Here is a 16,704-nt window from a genome sequence, read left to right as displayed (position 1 = left end):
CCCCGCGCGCACGCACGCCGCGGCGCCCCCCTCCGACGACGGAACGGAAGACCATGGAACGGCAGATCTTCGACGCCGAGCACGACGCGTTCCGCGAGACCGTGCGCACCTTCCTCGCCAAGGAGGTCGTGCCGCACTACGAGCAGTGGGAGAACGACGGCATCGTCTCCCGCGACGCCTGGCGCGCGGCCGGCCGACAGGGCCTGCTCGGGATCGCCGTGCCCGAGGAGCACGGGGGCGGCGGCAACGGCGACTTCCGCTACGCCGCCGTGCTCGCCGAGGAGTTCACCCGCGCGGGTGCCGCGGGCCTCGCGATCGGCCTGCACAACGACATCATCGGCCCCTATCTGACCGGCCTCGCCACCGAGGAGCAGCGGCGGCGCTGGCTGCCCGGCTTCTGCGACGGCTCGCTGATCAGCGCCATCGCCATGACGGAGCCGGGCGCGGGCTCCGACCTCCAGGGCATCCGCACGACCGCGGAGGACCGCGGCGACCACTGGCTGCTCAACGGCTCCAAGACCTTCATCTCCAACGGCATCCTCGCCGACCTCGTCATCGTCGTCGCCAAGACCACGCCCGATGGCGGCGCGCACGGCCTGTCGCTGCTCGTCGTCGAGCGCGGCATGCCCGGCTTCGAGCGCGGCCGCAACCTCGACAAGATCGGCCAGAAGGCCCAGGACACCGCCGAACTCTTCTTCCACGACGTGCGCGTGCCCAAGGAGAACCTCCTCGGCGAGCTGAACGGCGCGTTCGTCCATCTGATGACGAACCTCGCGCAGGAGCGCATGGCCATCGCCGTCGCCGGGATCGCCGCCGCCGAGCACCTCCTGGAGATCACCAAGACGTACGTCAAGGAGCGCGAGGCCTTCAACCGCCCGCTCGCCAAGCTCCAGCACATCCGCTTCGAGATCGCCGAGATGGCCACCGAGTGCGCCGTCACCCGCACGTTCCTCGACCGCTGCATCGTGGACCACTCGAACGGGCAGCTCGACGCGGTGCACGCCTCCATGGCCAAGTGGTGGGCCACGGAGCTGCAGAAACGGGTCGCCGACCGCTGTCTGCAACTGCACGGGGGATACGGCTACATGACGGAGTACCGCGTGGCGAAGGCGTTCACGGACGGACGTATCCAGACCATCTACGGCGGCACGACCGAGATCATGAAGGAGATCATCGGCCGCGCCCTCCTCGACTGACCCCCGCACCGCCCCCCCCGCACTGACCCCCGCACGGCGCCCCCGACCGCCCCGGGACCCCGCGGCCGACCTGCCGGGCCCCGCCCGACCGACCCTCCCCCGAAAGGCTTCCCAGTGAGCTCCGAAGCGTACGTATACGACGCGATCCGCACCCCGCGCGGCCGCGGCAAGGCGAACGGCGCCCTGCACGGCACCAAGCCGATCGACCTCGTCACCGGCCTGATGCGGGAGGTCACCCGCCGCCTTCCGGGCCTGGACCCGGCGGCCGTCGACGACGTCGTGCTCGGCGTCGTCGGACCGGTCGGCGACCAGGGCTCCGACATCGCCCGGATCGCCGCCATCGCGGCCGGTCTGCCCGACACGGTCGCGGGCGTCCAGGAGAACCGCTTCTGCGCCTCGGGCCTCGAAGCGGTCAACATGGCCGCGATGAAGGTCCGTTCCGGCTGGGAGGACCTGGTCCTCGCCGGTGGCGTCGAGTCCATGTCGCGGGTGCCGATGGCCTCCGACGGCGGCGCCTGGTTCAACGACCCGATGACCAACATCGACACCGGCTTCGTCCCGCAGGGCATCGGCGCCGACCTGATCGCCACCCTGGAGGGCTACACGCGCCGCGACGTCGACGAGTACGCCGCCCTGTCGCAGGAGCGCGCGGCCACCGCCTGGAAGGAGGGCCGCTTCGAGAGGTCCGTCGTCCCGGTGAAGGACCGCAGCGGCCTCACCGTCCTCGACCACGACGAGCACATGCGGCCCGGCACCACCGCCGACTCGCTCGCGCGGCTCAAGCCGTCCTTCAAGGACATCGGCGACCTGGGCGGCTTCGACGCGGTCGCGCTGCAGAAGTACCACTGGGTGGAGAAGATCGACCACGTCCACCACGCGGGCAACTCCTCCGGCATCGTCGACGGCGCGGCCCTCGTCGCCATCGGCAACAAGGAGATCGGCGAGCGCTACGGCCTGACCCCGCGCGCCCGCGTCGTCTCCGCGGCCGTCTCCGGCTCCGAGCCGACCATCATGCTCACCGGGCCCGCCCCCGCGACCCGCAAGGCCCTCGCCAAGGCCGGCCTGACCATCGACGACATCGACCTGGTCGAGATCAACGAAGCCTTCGCCGCGGTCGTCCTGCGCTTCGTCAAGGACATGGGCCTGAGCCTGGACAAGGTCAACGTCAACGGCGGCGCGATCGCCCTCGGCCACCCGCTCGGCGCCACCGGCGCGATGATCCTCGGCACCCTCGTCGACGAACTGGAGCGCCAGGACAAGCGCTACGGCCTCGCCACGCTGTGCGTCGGCGGCGGCATGGGCATCGCGACGATCGTGGAACGTGTGTAGACCCCAGCGGCTCGGCCTGCCTTCCAAGACTTCTACGGAGACCACCACATGACCACCGAGAGCACCACCATCCGCTGGGAACAGGACGACACCGGCGTCGTCACCCTCGTCCTCGACGACCCCAACCAGTCCGCGAACACGATGAACCAGGCGTTCAAGGACTCCATCGCCGCGATCGCCGAGCGCGCCGAGGCCGAGAAGGACTCCATCCGCGGCATCGTCTACACCTCCGCCAAGAAGACCTTCTTCGCGGGCGGCGACCTCAAGGAAATGATCCAGGTCGGCCCCGAGAACGCCCGGGCCGCCTTCGAGACCGGCACCGCGATCAAGAACTCGCTGCGCCGCATCGAGACCCTCGGCAAGCCCGTCGTCGCCGCCATCAACGGCGCGGCCCTCGGCGGCGGCTACGAGATCGCCCTGGCCAGCCACCACCGGATCGCGCTCGACGCCCCCGGCTCCAAGATCGGCCTGCCCGAGGTCACCCTCGGCCTGCTCCCCGCGGGCGGCGGCGTCACCCGCACCGTCCGCCTCATGGGCATCGCCGACGCCCTGCTCAAGGTGCTGCTCCAGGGTACCCAGTACAACCCGGAGCGGGCCCTGGAGAACGGCCTCGTGCACGAAGTGGCCGCGACCCCCGAGGAGATGCTGGCCAAGGCCCGCGCCTTCATCGACGCCCACCCCGAGTCCCAGCAGCCCTGGGACGTGCCCGGCTACCGCATCCCCGGCGGCACCCCGGCCCACCCGAAGTTCGCCGCGAACCTCCCGGCCTTCCCCGCCAACCTCAAGAAGCAGCTGAACGGCGCCCCCTACCCGGCGCCTCGCAACATCCTCGCGGCCGCCGTCGAGGGCTCCCAGGTCGACTTCGAGACCGCCCTGACCATCGAGGCCCGGTACTTCACGGAGCTGGTCACGGGCCAGACCTCGAAGAACATGATCCAGGCCTTCTTCTTCGACCTCCAGGCCGTCAACTCCGGCGCCAACCGCCCCAAGGGCATCGAGCCCCGCAAGGTCCGCAAGGCCGCCGTGCTCGGCGCCGGGATGATGGGCGCGGGCATCGCCTACTCCTGCGCCCGCGCGGGCATCGACGTCGTCCTCAAGGACGTCTCCGCCGAGGCCGCGGCCAAGGGCAAGGCCTATTCGGAGAAGCTGTGCGAGAAGGCCGTCGCGCGCGGCCGCACCACCCGCGAGAAGGCGGACGCGCTGCTCGCCCGCATCACGGCCTCCGGCGACGTGGCCGACCTCGCGGGCTGCGACGCGGTCATCGAGGCGGTCTTCGAGAACCCCGAGCTCAAGCACAAGGTGTTCCAGGAGGTCCAGGACGTCGTCGCGCCCGACGCGCTCCTGTGCTCCAACACCTCGACCCTGCCCATCACCCTGCTCGCCGAGGGCGTCTCCCGGCCGGTGGACTTCATCGGCCTGCACTTCTTCTCGCCCGTAGACAAGATGCCGCTCGTGGAGATCATCAAGGGCGAGCGCACCGGCGAGGAGGCGCTGGCCCGCGCCTTCGATCTCGTCCGCCAGATCAACAAGACCCCGATCGTGGTCAACGACTCGCGCGGCTTCTTCACCTCGCGGGTCATCGGCCACTTCATCAACGAGGGCGTCGCGATGGTCGGCGAGGGCGTCGAGCCCGCGTCCGTCGAGCAGGCCGCGGCCCAGGCGGGCTACCCGGCGAAGGTCCTGTCCCTGATGGACGAGCTGACGCTCACGCTGCCCCGCAAGATCCGCAACGAGTCGAAGCGCGCCGTCGAGGAGGCGGGCGGCACCTGGGCCACCCACCCCGCGGAGGCCGTCATCGACCGCATGGTCGACGAGTTCGACCGGACCGGCCGCAGCGGCGGCAAGGGCTTCTACGACTACGGCGACGACGGCAAGCGCACCGGCCTGTGGCCGGGCCTGCGCGAGCACTTCAGCAAGCCGGGGCACAGCATCCCGTTCGCGGACATGCAGGAGCGGATGCTGTTCTCCGAGGCGCTCGACACCGTGCGCCTCCTCGAGGAGGGCGTCCTCACCTCGGTCGCCGACGCCAACATCGGCTCCATCTTCGGCATCGGCTTCCCGGGCTGGACCGGCGGCGTGCTCCAGTACATCAACGGCTACGAAGGGGGTCTGCCCGGCTTCGTGACCCGCGCGCGGGAGCTCGCCGAGCGCTACGGCGAGCGGTTCGCGCCGCCCGCGCTGCTCGTGGAGAAGGCGGACCGGGGCGAGAAGTTCAGCGACGGCTGAGCCGCCCGCCGCGCGGGGGAGTGGCTCAGGTCTCCGTGAGCCACTCCCTCAGCTCCTCCTTCAAGGACCGCTGGAACGCCGTGACCAGGGCCTGCACCACCAGCGGCTGCATATGGGCCGAGAGCGACTTCATCGCCGCCACGTGCTCGGGGTCCGACGCGTGCTCGCGGTAGGGCCCCGACACCTGGTCGCGGAAGAGCCGCGACAGCTCGTGCGCCGCCGAGCGCGTGTGCTCCATCAGGACCGTGCGCGCCGCCAGGATCGTCTCGTGCGGAATCGGTACGTCCAGGAGCCGCAGGCCGAGCCGCAGGAGCCCCGGGTCGACCCGGCAGCGGTCCGCCTCCGCGTCGTAGGCGACGACGCCCATCGCGGCGAGCCGCCGCACGTCCTCCGCGGAGAGCGCCCGGCCCGCCCGGCGCTCCAGACCGGCGCGGGACACCTCCTCCGCGCCCTCCGGCGCCCACGAGGCCACCACCGCGCGGTGGATGGCCAGGTCGTGCGCGCTCAGGTCCGGCGGCAGCTGCTCCAGATACCGCTCGATCGCCGCGAGCGTCATGCCCTGGTGCTGCAACTCCTCGATGAGCGCGAGCCGGGAGAGGTGCTCGGGGCCGTAGTGGCCCACGCGGCGCGGGCCGATCACGGGCGGCGGCAGCAGGCCCTTGGTGCTGTAGAAGCGGATGGTGCGCACGGTGACGCCCGCGCGTGCGGCGAGTTCGTCGACCGTGTAGGTCGCCCCGTGCCCGGCGGCCGGCTCCCGAGGGTCCCTCCCCGTGTGCTCCCGCGGGTCCCCCGCCGACGCGCGCGTGCCCGTCGCCGGCCCCTCCGTGCCCGTCGCCATGGCCGTGCGTCGCCTCCCAGGTCGTGCGGCAATGCGGTGCAACAGTATTGCTGTACCACCGCCGCTGTGAAAGTCTCCGGGGCAGTCACGCCACGTAGCCGGTGCACTCCGCTGGGATGGGCGGGATGGGCCGTCTTTCGCCCGCGGGCCGTCTGTGGCTGGTCGCGCGGTTCCCCGCGCCCCTTCGGGGCGCTGCCGCACTGCACCGCACTTCCGCACAGACCACTCAGGAGGCGGTTCCATGACCAAGAACCTGCGACTCCCGGGGGACCCCGCCGACCTCACGTTCCCCGCCCTGCTGCTGCGCAACGCCGAGGACCATCCCGGTCTGCCCGCCCTGTCCTGGCGCGAAGGGCCCGCCTGGACGACGCTCACCTGGGCCGAGGTGCGGCGCGACGTCGCGGTCCTCGCCGCCGGGTACGCCGCCCTCGGGGTGCGCCGCGGCGAGCACGTCCTGATGATGATGGCCAACCGGCCCGAGCACTGGCTGACCGACCTCGCCCTGGTCCACCTCGGCGCCGTCCCCGTCACCGTGTACGGCACCTCGGCGCCCGGGCAGATCGCCCACATCGCCCGGCACAGCCGCGCCCGCCTCGCCGTCGTCGAGGGTGCGCGCGAACTCGCCCGCTGGGAGCCCGCCCTCGCCGACACCACGGTGCCCCTGGAGCGGCTCGTGGTCGTCGACGCGGCCGCGGCGGGGCCGCACGGCACGTACGCGGCGGTGCGCGAGAGCGGCACCCGGGCGCACCGGGCCGACGCCTTCGACAAGACCTGGCGCGAGGTCCGGCCCACCGATCCGCTGACCGTCGTCTACACCTCCGGCACCACCGGCGACCCCAAGGGCGTGCGCCTGACCCATCGCGGGGTGCTCCTGAACGGCATCGCCCTGGACGAGGCCGTCGGCTTCCCGCCGCTCGCCGCCCACCTCTGCTACCTGCCGTTCGCGCACATAGCGGAGCGGATGCTCGGCATCTACCTGCCGCTGTACCGGGCCGCGCCCGTGCACCTGTGCGCGGACCCCGCGCAGGTCGCCGACTCCGTGCGCGAGCTGCACCCGCTGCAGTTCTTCGGCGTCCCGCGCGTGTGGGAGAAGTTCGCCGCGTCCTTCGGCGCGGCCCTCGCCGCCCTCCCCGAGGAGCAGCGGCGCGTCGTCGAGGCGGCGAACGGGACGGCCCGCGCGCACGTGGCCTGCCGCGAGCGCGGCGAGCGCCCGCCGGCCGACCTCGACGCGGCCTTCCGCGAGGCCAAGGAGAAGGTGCTCGACCCGCTGCTCGCGCGCGCCGGGCTCGACCGGCTGCTGTGGGCGGCCAGTGCGGCGGCCCCGATGCCGGTGGGCGTGGCCCGGTTCTGGGCGGGCTTCGGCCTGGTGGTCGTGGACGCCTGGGGCCTGACGGAGACCAGCGGCGTGGTCACCACCAACGGCCCGGAGACCTTCAGGCTCGGCTCGGTGGGCAGGGCGCTGCGCGGCATGGAGGTCCGCACGGCCGACGACGGCGAGATCCTGGTGCGCGGCCCCTACGTGTGCGAGGGCTATCTGCGGGCCGACGGCGGCGTCGACGACGTCCGGGACGCCGACGGCTGGTTCGCCACCGGTGACGTCGGGCGGCTCGACGAGGACGGCTACCTCTGGGTGACCGACCGCAAGAAGGAGCTGATCGTCACCTCCACCGGCAAGAACGTCGCGCCCGCCGTCGTCGAGAGCGCCCTCAAGGAGCACCCGCTCATCGGCCAGGCCCTGGTGCACGGCGACGGCCGCTCCTATCTGGTGGCGCTCCTCGTCCTGGAGCCGGAGGCGGCCGCGGCCTGGGCCGCCGCGCGCGGCATCGAGGGCGACCCGGCCGCGAGCGCGGAGGTCCGGCAGGAGGTCGCCCGCGCCGTCGAGGCGGCCAACGCGCGCCTCAACCGCACCGAGCAGGTCAAGCGCCATCTGCTGCTCACCGAGGAGTGGGGCCCCGAGACCGGCGAGCTCACCCCGTCGCTCAAGCTGCGCCGCCGGGTCATCAGGGAGAAGTACCGGAACCTCATCGAGAGCCTGTACACCGAGTGACACGCGGCTGTACACACGACTCTCACCATGTGAGAAGTACCGCTATGTGACGTGCGCCACCGCGTTATACGCGTTGCGTAAGGGAAGGTGTCGGGTCGGTCCGTGGTGCGTCAGGGGTGCCACGGGCCGGAGCACATCCGGACCCCGGGAGCTCTTTCCGGGCACCACAGAGTGGATCTTCCACGTGAGCAACGACGCCGTAGACACGGCCGTGGACGCAGCGGGCACCGCTGAGTCCCAGGCCCCCGCGGACGCGGGCGACGCCGGTTACAGCAAGGACCTCAAGGCCCGCCACGTCAACATGATCGCCATTGGTGGCGCGATCGGCACCGGTCTCTTCCTCGGGGCGGGCGGCCGCCTCCACTCGGCGGGCCCCGCGCTCGCCGTCGCCTACCTCGTGTGCGGCGTCATCGCGTTCTTCGTCGTACGCGCCCTCGGCGAGATGGTCCTGTACCGGCCCTCGTCCGGCTCGTTCGTCAGTTACGCGCGCGAGTTCCTCGGCGAGAAGGGCGCCTACGTCGCCGGCTGGATGTACTTCCTCAACTGGTCGACGACGTGCATCGCGGACATCACCGCGATCGCGCTGTACACGCACTACTGGAGCTTCTTCACCGACATCCCGCAGTGGGTGCTCGCCCTGATCGCCCTCGCGGTCGTGCTCGCGGTGAACCTGATCTCGGTGAAGTACTTCGGCGAGATGGAGTTCTGGTTCGCGATCATCAAGGTCGCGGCGCTCGTGGCCTTCATGTTCGTCGGCATCTTCCTCGTCTCCACCCAGCACGAGGTCGGTGGCGAGACGCCCGGTCTGAACATGATCACCGACCACGGCGGCTTCCTGCCCAACGGCGTGATGCCGGTCGTGATCGTGCTCCAGGGCGTCGTCTTCGCGTACGCCTCCCTCGAGCTGGTCGGCGTCGCCGCGGGCGAGACCAAGGACCCGCACAAGATCGTGCCGCGCGCCGTGAACTCGATCATGTGGCGCGTGGGCCTGTTCTACGTCGGCTCGGTCGTGCTGCTCGCGCTGCTGCTCCCCGGCTCGGTGTACTCGGCCGACGAGAGCCCCTTCGTGACGGTCCTCTCCAAGATCGGCGTCTCCGGCGCGGGCGACGTGATGAACTTCGTCGTCCTCACCGCGGCCATGTCCTCGCTGAACTCCGGCCTGTACTCCACCGGCCGCATCCTGCGCTCGATGGCGATGGCGGGCTCGGCCCCCAAGTTCACCGCCAAGATGAACCGCAACCAGGTCCCCTACGGCGGCATCCTGCTCACCGCGAGCATCGGTGTCCTCGGCGTCGGCCTGAACCGCGTGGTGCCGGACAAGGCGTTCGAGATCGTCCTGAACGTCGCCTCGCTCGGGATCATCGGCACCTGGATCAGCATCATGGTCTGTCACTTGGCATTCGTGAAGCGGGCCAAGGAGGGTCTGATCACGCGGCCGAAGTTCCGGCTGCCCGGCAGCGGCGTGACGGAGTACGTCACGATCGCCTTCCTGCTCGCCGTGCTCGGCCTGATGTGGAAGGACGCGGAGGTCGGGCGCAAGACGCTCTTCCTGATCCCGGTCGTCGCCGCCGCCCTGGTCGTGGGCTGGTACGCGATCAAGCGCAAGGCCGCGCGTGAGACCGACCGCGAGGCGGCCGAGCTCACGAAGTAGGCACGTACGACAGCGACGGCGGGCGGCACCCTCAGGGCGCCGCCCGCCGCCGTACGTCCGGCCGCCCCCGGGCGGCATCCTCTGGGACATCGCGGGCGACGCCCGGATGCTCCTCGCCCTCCCGGCCAGGAGCGGCAGCTGTACGCGGAGTGGCTCCAGGTGGGCCGCGTCCTCGGGCTGCGGGACCAGGACATGCCGCCCACGGTCGAGGCCTTCTGGCCGTACTACCGCCGCATGCTGGCCGAGGAGCTGGAGGAGACCGAGGTGGTGCGCGACCTCGCCGTCCGCCTCCTCGCCCCCCGTCTGCCGGAGCGGGCCCGGTACCTTCCCCAGGCCTACGAGGCCCGCCGGCGGCATCGCTGAGCGCTGCGCGGGAAGTGCGGTGCCGAACCTGCGGGCCGTCGGTGGCTGGTCGCGCAGTTCCCCGCGCCCCTTCGGGGCGCTGCCGTAGCGCGGCGGACTGCACCGTCACCGCTCAGCGGGGCCTTCCCACGGCGGGAAAGGCCCCGCGACCGGTCAGTGGCGGTCGTGCAGCGAGTTCGTCGCGGCGATCTTCTTCCAGGACTTCGGCTTCGCCGGCGCGGCCTTGGCGGCCGAGCGGACGAGGCCCGCCTTCTTCGCGGCCGGGGCGGCCGGCTTGCCCGCCTCGTACAGCCAGGTGTCGAAGAGCGCCGACAGCGGCTTGCCGCTGATCTTCTCCGCGTACGACACGAAGTCGCGCACGCTCGCGTTGCCGTACTGGCGGTCCGTCGGCCAGCCCTTCAGGATCTTGAAGAAGGTCTTGTCGCCGACCTTGTTCCGCAGCGCCTGCAGGGCCAGCGCGCCGCGGTCGTACACGGCGCCGTGGAACTGGTTCTCGGGGCCCGGGTCGCCCGGCTTGACCTGCCAGAACGGGTCCTCGGCGGGACGCGAGGCGTAGGTGTAGTCGGCGAGCTCCTGCGCCGTGCCCTCGCCCTCCTTCTCCGACCACAGCCACTGGCTGTAGCGGGCGAAGCCCTCGTTGACCCAGATGTCCTTCCAGTTCTCCACGGAGACGCTGTCGCCGTACCACTGGTGGGCCAGCTCGTGCACCACGATGGAGACGTTGGAGCCGTTCGCGAAGGCCTTCGGGCTGTAGAACGGCCGGGTCTGGGTCTCCAGGGCGAAGCTGGTCGGCACGTTGGGCACGTAGCCGCCGAGCGCGTTGAACGGGTACTTGCCGAAGACCTCCTCCAGCCACTCGGCGACCTCGGTGGTCCGCTCGATGCTGGCGCGCGAGGCCCCCGCGTTGTCGCCGAGGTCCTTGCTGTAGGCGTTGAGGACGGGCAGGCCGCTCTCGGTCTTGTCCGTCGTGATGTCGAACTTGCCGACGGCGAGCGTCGCGAGGTACGGCGCCTGCGGCTTGTTGGAGCGCCAGTCGAAGCGGGTCCAGCCCAGGCGCGAGCTCTGCCGCTGGAGCACGCCGTTGGAGATGGCCTGGGTGCCGTCGGGGACGGACACCGACACGTCGAAGGTCGCCTTGTCGCGCGGGTGGTCGTTGGCGGGGAACCACCAGGCGGCCGACTCCGGCTCCTGGGCCGCGACCCCGCCGTCGGGCGTGCGCTGCCAGGCGGTGAAGCCGTGGATCTTCACCTCGGACGGCTTGCCCGCGTACCGCACGACGATGGTCACGGAACTGCCCTTGGGCAGGCCGGACTTCGGCGTGATCTCCAGCTCCTGCTCGCCCGAGCGGGCGAACGCCGCCTTCTTGCCGTTGACGCGCACCTCGCTGACCTTGAGGCCGAAGTCGAGGTTGAAGCGCGACAGGTCCTGCGTGGTGGTGGCGTTGATGGTCGCCGTGCCTTCGAGCAGGTCCGTCTTCGGCTGGTACTTCAGACGCAGGTCGTAGTGCGAGACGTCATAGCCGCCGTTGCCGGCGTCGGGGTAGTAGGAGTCGCCCACGCCGGGCGCCCCGGGCGTGAAGTCGGCCGCCGTCGCCGGGATCGCCAGGAGGAGGGAGGCGGCGAGCGCGCCCGGGGCGATGAGTCTGCTGCGGTGCACGTAAGTCTCCAAGTAATAGGCGGTGCGGGTGCTATGGGCGCGGCGGCGCCCCTGGTGGGAAGCCGCCCGCGCCGTACAACTCACGATGCGGTCGACCCTATTGAGCCCCCTGGCCCCCGGTCATGTCCATGGCCGCATATGTCACACGATCGCCATTCGGCCGACATGTGCCATGACGTCCCACGCACCTTTCACCGTCTCCTGCGGCCCTCTTTCCGGCCGCAGTTGACGCGTGTACCTTCCGGCCATGCCGATACGCGCGCGCATGCGCCTGCCGATGTGGAGAACGCTCCTGACGGCGGCACTGGCCGCCCTGCTCGCCACGCTCCTCGCCCCGGGCGCCGCGCACACCGCGCCGCGCACCCCGACGGCGTACGACAAGGCCAAGGAGAGCAGACCCGTCTACTCCTACGCGGACGCGATACGCGAGTCCGTGTGGGTCGACACCCGGATCGACGGCGACGAGGACGGCAGGACCGACCGCGTCGCCGTCGACATAGTCCGCCCCCGCGAACCCGCGCGGCACGGCCGCGAGATACCCGTGATCATGGACGCGAGCCCGTACTACGCCTGCTGCGGCCGCGGCAACGAGAGCCAGAAGAAGACCTACGACGCCGCGGGCAACCCGGTGCAGCTCCCGCTGTACTACGACAACTACTTCGTGCCCCGCGGCTACGGCTACGTCGCCGTCGACCTCACCGGAACAAGCCGTTCCGACGGCTGCGTGGACGTCGGCGGCCGCTCCGACATCCAGTCCGCGAAGGCCGTCGTCGACTGGCTGAACGGCCGGGCCCGCGCCTACACCTCGCGCACCGGCGCCGAACGCGCCCGGGCCACCTGGAGCAACGGCCGCACCGGCATGATCGGCAAGAGCTACGACGGCACCGTCGCCAACGGCGTCGCCGCGACCGGCGTCGAGGGCCTGGAGACCATCGTGCCGATCGGCGCCATCTCCTCCTGGTACGACTACTACTTCGCCAAGGGCGCCCCGCTGTTCAACAGCGGCCCCGACGGCCTGTCCAACGGCATCGAGAGCCCCGAGGCCCGCGCCCGCTGCGGCCGGGTGCAGCAGCGCCTCGTCGAGGGCGCGCCGCGCAGCGGCGACTGGACCCCGCTGTGGACCGCGCGAGACTACGTCCCCGACGCCGACGAGGTGCGGGCCAGCGTGTTCGCCGTCCACGGGCTCCAGGACCTGAACGTGCGCATGAAGCACTTCGGCCAGTGGTGGGACGCGCTCGGCGACGCGGGCGTGCAGCGCAAGCTGTGGCTCAGCCAGGCCGGGCACGTCGACCCCTTCGACTTCCGCCGGGCCGACTGGGTGCGCACCTTGCACCGCTGGTTCGACCACGAGCTGCTCGGCTACCGCAACGGCGTCGACCGCGAGCCCATGGCCGACATCGAGCGCGCCCCCGACCGCTGGACCACCGACCGCGTCTGGCCGCCGCGCGCCACCGACACCGTGACGCTCCGCCCCGCCAAGGGCACCGCCCCGGGCGTCGGAGCGCTCGGCACCCGCCGCGGCGAGGGCACCGAGACCTTCACCGACGACCGGCGCCTCGGCGAGACCGACTGGGCCTCCGCCATCGACACCCCCACCCCCGCCAAGGCGGGCTTCACCACCCGGCCGCTGGCTCGTGACCTGCGCCTGTCCGGCTCCTCGAAGGTCACCGTCACCGTCACCCCGTCGGCCCGCACCGCGCATCTGAGCGCCGTACTCGTCGACGTCGGGCCCGACACCATCCGTGACTACGCGGCCAGTGGCGAAGGCATCACGACGCTGCCCACGCGCAGCTGCTGGGGCGCGAGCACGGACGGCGACAGCGCCTGCTTCAAGGACACCGGGGCCCGCACCAAGGACGTCGACTACACCATCTTCAGCCGCGGCTGGGCCGACCTCGGCAACCACGCGGACGACCACCGGGGCCGCCCGCTCACGCCGGGCGAGCCCGTCACGATCACCCTCGACCTGGCCGCGAGCGACCACGTCGTACCGAAGGGGCACCGGCTCGCGCTGATCGTCGGGGGCACCGACCGCAACCTCATCACCGCGCCCGCCGACACCCCGACGCTCACCGTGGACCTCGCCCGCACATTCGCCCGGTTGCCGCTCGTCGGCGGTGACAAGGCCCTCACGACCGCTCCGCACGCTACCGTTCCGCGCGAGTCCCGCCTGGACGGCGTGGCCCCCGCGCGTCCGCTGAACCCCCGACCGGGAGGCCGTACTTCATGACATCCCGCATCCGCGCGCTGGCCCTGACCTGCGCCTGTGCCGCGCTCGCCGCGCCCCTCGTGACGGCGCCCGCCCAGGCCGCCGAGACCCCGCCGCGCACCGGCTTCGAACAGAGCGGCGGGGCGCGCTGGACCAGCCAGCCCGAGGAGCAGCAGCTCCTCGCCGCCGTCGACAAGGCGAGCAGCCGGGTCTCCGTCTCCCGCATCGGCACGACCGAGCAGGGCAGACCGCTCCAGCTCGTCCGCGTCGGCGAGCGCCGCACCGCGTCCGCCGTGCTCCTCGTGTGCAGCCAGCACGGTGACGAGCCGTCGGGGCGCGAGGCCTGTCTGAGCACGGTCCGCGACCTCGCGTACGCCAAGGACAAGGAGACGAAGCGGTTCCTGGCGCGCACCACGCTGTTCGTCGTGCCCACCGCCAATCCGGACGGCCGCGCCGCGAACACCCGCGGCAACTCCGACGGCGTCGACATCAACCGCGACCACATCGCCCTCAAGACCAAGGAGGGCCGCGCGCTCGCCGCCGTCATCCGCGACCGCGCCCCGGACGCCATCTACGACCTGCACGAGTACGGCGCGACGCCCAAGTACTACGACAAGGACCTGTTCGACCTGTGGCCGCGCAACCTCAACACCGATGACGCGGTGCACCGGGAGGCCAAGGAGCTCTCCCTGGACTACGTCAGGCCCGCCGCCACCGCCGACGGCTACACCACCGGCACCTACGGCATCTGGACCGACCCCGTGACCGGCGAGCCCGTCAAGCAGGTCGCGGGCGACGGCCAGGAGCGCATCCTGCGCAACGTCTCCGGCATCAAGCACGCCGCGGGCCTGCTCATCGAAAGCCGCGTCGACCCCCTCACCGAGGCGGAGAAGAACGACCCGGCCCTGAACAACCGCCGCCGCGTGCACTCCCAACGCTCCGCCCTGAAGGGACTGTTCAGCTACGCCGACGAGCACCGGTGGAGCCTGGAGGCCGCCACCGCGGCGTCGCGCCTCAAGGGCCTGCGCGACCGCGGCCCCGTCTACCTCGGCGGCGCCGACAACGACCCGGCCGAACCGGGCGAGATCATCCAGGACCCGGCCTGCGGCTACCGCCTGACCCCGGAGCAGTACGCCGACGTCAAGGACGAACTCGACCTGCACGGCGTGACCGCGCGCCGCGACGGCCACGGCGGCGCCCTGGTGCCGCTGCGCCAGTCCGCCCGCGCCCTCGTGCCGCTGCTGCTCGACGCCCGTGCCGCCTATCACCTCGTCACGGGGCGGCCCGACACCGACTGTTGAGCCCGGTCCGGGCACGTCACATGTGGTAGGGGGTTAGCGGAGAGAAGAACAACCGACGAACCGTCAGACGTGATCACTCCGCGAAAGGTGCACTCGTGACCCAGGAACCCCAGAAGCCGGACGCCGGAGGAGGCCCACCGCTGTCCGTGGCGGGCCACTCCGGCGACCGGTCCCCCCAGACCGACCGGGTGGTGTTCGGCGTCACCGCCGTGCTCACCCTCGCCTTCGTGGTGTGGGGCGCCACGGCCACGGACACCCTCGAAGACGTCTCCTCGGACATGCTCGAAGGCCTGATCCACAACGGTGGTTGGGCCTTCATGCTGGCGGCGTCCGGCTTCGTGGTCTTCGCCCTGTGGCTCGCCGTCAGCCGCTACGGGAAGATCACCCTTGGCCGGGAGGGCGAGGAACCCGAGTTCCGCACCGTGTCCTGGGTCGCCATGATGTTCAGCGCGGGCATGGGCATCGGCCTGATGTTCTACGGAGTGAGCGAACCGCTCGCCCACTTCACCGACCCGCCGCCCGGCACCCACCCCGACGACCAGGCCGCCGCCATGGAGACCTCCATGGCGACGACGCTCTTCCACTGGACGCTGCACCCCTGGGCGATCTACGCCGTCGTCGGCCTCGCCATCGCGTACAGCACGTTCCGGCGGGGCAGGCGGCAGACCATCAGCTCCGTGTTCGTGCCGCTCATCGGCGAGAAGCACGCGCACGGAGCGTGGGGCCGCATCATCGACATCCTCGCCATCTTCGCCACCCTCTTCGGCTCCGCCGCGTCCCTCGGCCTCGGCGCGCTGCAGATCGGCAGCGGCTTCGAGGAACTGGACTGGATGGACAAGGCGAGCACCGGGCTGCTCGTCGCCATCATCGCCGTCCTGACCGTCGCGTTCGTGGCGTCCGCGGTCTCCGGCGTCGAGAAGGGCATCCAGTGGCTGTCGAACATCAACATGGTGCTCGCGCTGACCCTGGTCGTCTTCGTGTTCATCGCGGGCCCCACCGTCATCATTCTGGACCTGGTGCCCACCTCCATCGGCTCCTACCTGGGCGACCTGCCGCAGCTCATCGGGCGCACCGAGGCCTCCAGCGGCAAGGACGTCTCCGACTGGCTCGGCAGCTGGACGGTCTTCTACTGGGCCTGGTGGATCTCCTGGACGCCCTTCGTCGGCATGTTCATCGCCCGCATCAGCAGGGGCCGTACGATCCGGCAGTTCGTGGGCGGCGTGATCCTCGTGCCGAGCACCGTCAGCCTGCTCTGGTTCGCCGTGTTCGGCGGCAGCGCGATGACGGTCAAGGAGCGCGGCGGCCTCAAGGGCGACACCACCCCCGAGGCACAGCTGTTCGGCCTGCTGCACGAGTACCCGATCGCCACCGCGACGAGCCTGCTCGTGATGATCCTCGTCGGCATCTTCTTCGTCTCCGGAGCGGACGCCGCGTCCATCGTCATGGGCACCCTCTCCCAGAAGGGCTCCCTGGAACCCGGCCGCCTCGTCATCATCTTCTGGGGCGTGGTCACGGGCGCGGTCGCCGCCATCATGCTGCTCATCGGCGACGGCAAGGACAACGCGCTCACCGGCTTGCAGAATCTGACGATCCTGGTGGCCGCGCCGTTCGTCCTCGTGATGATCGGGATGTGTGTGGCGCTGATGAAGGACCTGCGCCACGACCCGCTGATCGTGCGCGGCGAACACGGCACGGACGCCGTGGAGCGGGCCGTCCTCGCCGGTCACGAGCAGTACGACGGGGACTTCGAGCTCCAGATCGGCCCGAGCGACAGCACGGAGGCCGACACCGGCGGCGACACCCCGTCGCCGCGGCCCGACCCCGCCCGCTGAGCGGCGGGCGCCGCCGGACGAGGCCGACCGCGGTCGGCCTCGTCGGCAGGAGCGGT

The 16,704-nt window shown here is 71.4% G+C and carries 10 protein-coding genes and 1 pseudogene; 9 read left to right on the top strand and 2 right to left on the bottom strand.

The window, feature by feature from the left end; translation table 11 throughout:
• Positions 1-53 precede the first annotated feature (53 nt).
• From IG74_RS0132655 to IG74_RS0132645, 3 genes are all read left to right on the top strand, one after another.
• Positions 54-1,196, top strand: coding sequence for an acyl-CoA dehydrogenase family protein (locus IG74_RS0132655; RefSeq protein ID WP_030684587.1), 1,143 nt, complete (start codon positions 54-56; stop codon positions 1,194-1,196).
• A gap of 114 nt (positions 1,197-1,310) precedes the next feature.
• Positions 1,311-2,525: an acetyl-CoA C-acetyltransferase gene (locus tag IG74_RS0132650; RefSeq protein ID WP_030684586.1), complete on the top strand. Its 1,215-nt coding sequence runs from the start codon at positions 1,311-1,313 to the stop codon at positions 2,523-2,525.
• Between the two features lie 48 nt (positions 2,526-2,573).
• The gene (locus IG74_RS0132645; protein WP_030684585.1) at positions 2,574-4,751 is read left to right on the top strand and encodes a 3-hydroxyacyl-CoA dehydrogenase NAD-binding domain-containing protein; all 2,178 of its coding nucleotides are present in this window, start codon (positions 2,574-2,576) and stop codon (positions 4,749-4,751) included.
• 25 nt (positions 4,752-4,776) lie between these two features.
• Here IG74_RS0132645 and IG74_RS0132640 read toward each other — a convergent pair whose 3' ends face one another.
• Entirely contained in the window at positions 4,777-5,589 is an 813-nt protein-coding gene (locus IG74_RS0132640) for a MerR family transcriptional regulator (protein WP_078869204.1), read from the bottom strand.
• A 241-nt stretch (positions 5,590-5,830) separates the two neighbouring features.
• Between IG74_RS0132640 and IG74_RS0132635 the strand changes: the two genes are divergently transcribed.
• The 3 genes and pseudogenes from IG74_RS0132635 to IG74_RS46440 form a co-directional block, all read left to right on the top strand.
• The gene (locus IG74_RS0132635) at positions 5,831-7,636 is read left to right on the top strand and encodes an AMP-dependent synthetase/ligase (protein WP_030684582.1); all 1,806 of its coding nucleotides are present in this window, start codon (positions 5,831-5,833) and stop codon (positions 7,634-7,636) included.
• Between the two features lie 184 nt (positions 7,637-7,820).
• Positions 7,821-9,287, top strand: coding sequence for an amino acid permease (locus IG74_RS0132630; protein WP_030684581.1), 1,467 nt, complete (start codon positions 7,821-7,823; stop codon positions 9,285-9,287).
• A 111-nt stretch (positions 9,288-9,398) separates the two neighbouring features.
• Positions 9,399-9,650 (top strand): annotated as a pseudogene (locus IG74_RS46440) (oxygenase MpaB family protein); the annotation flags it as partial.
• Positions 9,651-9,803: 153 nt separating this feature from the next.
• Here the strand turns inward: IG74_RS46440 and IG74_RS0132620 are convergent.
• A complete protein-coding gene (locus tag IG74_RS0132620) occupies positions 9,804-11,306 on the bottom strand; it encodes a M1 family metallopeptidase (protein ID WP_030684579.1) in 1,503 nt (500 codons plus the stop codon).
• 247 nt (positions 11,307-11,553) lie between these two features.
• Between IG74_RS0132620 and IG74_RS0132615 the strand changes: the two genes are divergently transcribed.
• From IG74_RS0132615 to IG74_RS0132605, 3 genes are all read left to right on the top strand, one after another.
• A complete protein-coding gene (locus IG74_RS0132615) occupies positions 11,554-13,536 on the top strand; it encodes a Xaa-Pro dipeptidyl-peptidase (protein ID WP_030684578.1) in 1,983 nt (660 codons plus the stop codon).
• The gene (locus IG74_RS0132610; RefSeq protein ID WP_030684576.1) at positions 13,533-14,816 is read left to right on the top strand and encodes a M14 family metallopeptidase; all 1,284 of its coding nucleotides are present in this window, start codon (positions 13,533-13,535) and stop codon (positions 14,814-14,816) included. The genes IG74_RS0132615 and IG74_RS0132610 overlap by 4 nt, the downstream gene beginning before the upstream one ends.
• Positions 14,817-14,956: 140 nt before the next feature.
• Entirely contained in the window at positions 14,957-16,648 is a 1,692-nt protein-coding gene (locus tag IG74_RS0132605) for a BCCT family transporter (RefSeq protein WP_051855819.1), read from the top strand.
• The last annotated feature ends 56 nt before the right edge of the window (positions 16,649-16,704 follow it).

The sequence above is a fragment of the Streptomyces sp. NRRL B-1347 genome, from assembly GCF_000720325.1.
In the GTDB taxonomy this organism is placed as follows: domain Bacteria; phylum Actinomycetota; class Actinomycetes; order Streptomycetales; family Streptomycetaceae; genus Streptomyces.
This window is presented reverse-complemented; position numbering and strand designations above follow the sequence as displayed.